The organism is Mesorhizobium sp. M0018 (assembly GCF_040323955.1).
Taxonomy (GTDB): domain Bacteria; phylum Pseudomonadota; class Alphaproteobacteria; order Rhizobiales; family Rhizobiaceae; genus Mesorhizobium.
Map to the genome: position 1 here is coordinate 1 of NZ_JAMYVL010000073.1, position 1458 is coordinate 1458.

Below are 1458 nucleotides of genomic sequence, written 5' to 3' on the forward strand. Positions count from 1 at the left end.
CCATATGTGGACGGCGCCCTGCCTGCAACGGTTGTTTTGCGTCGTTTTCGATCGCTTGCGTCCATATGTCCGGCCTTTGAGCACGGTCCTTGCGGCCGCTGGCCAAGGTGGGGTTCGCGACGCCCGTTCCAATCATGCCAGCGGTTTCGTTGGCCAATGGATCCCTCGGAGTTTCGCGCGTCACGGATCGATCGATCACGCCATCTTCCTTCCGTTGCAAGAGCTTGTGTTCGGTGTTCCTCCGTTGCGGCCTATCCGGGCATGTCAGCGTCGTGCTGAGCCGCGGTCAGGGCTGGCCGCAGGCCACCGCCGTAGGCGGCGCGAAGCGGCCTTGAGGGCGGCGAGGAGGCGTCAGGCTGCCCGCCAGGCCGCAACGGTACGGCTCGCCGGTGATCATCATCTTCCAGGCCATACGGGCGGTCTTGTTGGCGAGCGCCACAGCCGCCAGCTTCGGCGGCTTGCGCGCAATCAACGCCGCCAGCCACGGCGAGGCCTTGGCGCGGCCGCGACGCACCTGCTGGATGTGGGCCGTCGCGCCCACCACCAGCGCCTGCCGCAGCATCTCGTCGCCGGCCCGCGTGATCACCCCCAGCCGGTTCTTGCCGGCGGTCGAATGGTTCTTCGGCGTCAGCCCCAGCCACGCCGCGAAGTCGCGTCCCGAACCGAACGCTGTCGCATCAGTGACCTTGACGCCGAGCAGGCTCGCCACGACCGGCCCGACGCCGGGCATCGCAGCCAGCCGCTGTCCAGTCTCGTCCTTGCGGTGATGGGCCAACAGCTTCTTGTCGATTGCCGCGTATCGCGCGCACACCGCGCGGTATTCCTCGCCGAGCGTCTCAAGCAGTTCCTTTGCCAGCGCCGGCACCGTCGCGTCGCCGGCAATGCGGGCCAGCAGTGGCTCGATGCGGGCAAGGCCTTGTGCGGCCACCAGGCCGAATTCGGCTGCGTAGCCGCGGATCGTGTTGGAAAGCTGCGTGCGCCGCCGCACCAGCTGCTCGCGCACCCCAAACAGCATCTGCGCCGCTTGCTGCTCGCCGCTCTTGATCCCAACAAAGCGTGTCCTGGGCCGGCTCATCGCCTCGCAGATCGCCTCGGCGTCAGCCGCGTCATGCTTGCCGCGCCGCACATACGGCTTCACGTGCTGCGCCGCGATCAGCACCACCTCATGACCCAGCCCCGACAGCGTGCGCGCCCAGTAATGCGAGCCACCGCACGCCTCCAGCCCGATCCTCACCGGCGCAAGCTTGGCGAAGAACGGGACTACCGCCCGCCGTTGCAATTTACGCACCAGCACCGAACGCTCCGCAGCGTCGACACCATGCAGCTGAAAAACACTCTTGGACGTATCCATGCCAATACGGATAAGGTGTTCCACGGACGGCTCCCTTGTTTGAGATCTCAACGAACTCATTCTGGCACATCCGATGCCGTCGGGCGCCGTCCACCCCATCATGCCGT

The 1458-nt window shown here is 66.5% G+C and carries 2 protein-coding genes; both read right to left on the reverse strand.

What is annotated here, in order from left to right; all coding sequences use genetic code 11:
- A partial coding sequence (locus NKJ81_RS32475; protein WP_352542976.1) for a hypothetical protein occupies positions 1–199 on the reverse strand: 199 nt, incomplete at its 3' end.
- Between the two features lie 87 nt (positions 200–286).
- Positions 287–1375, reverse strand: coding sequence for an IS110 family RNA-guided transposase (locus tag NKJ81_RS32480; RefSeq protein ID WP_352475114.1), 1089 nt, complete (start codon positions 1373–1375; stop codon positions 287–289).
- Positions 1376–1458: the final 83 nt, after the last annotated feature.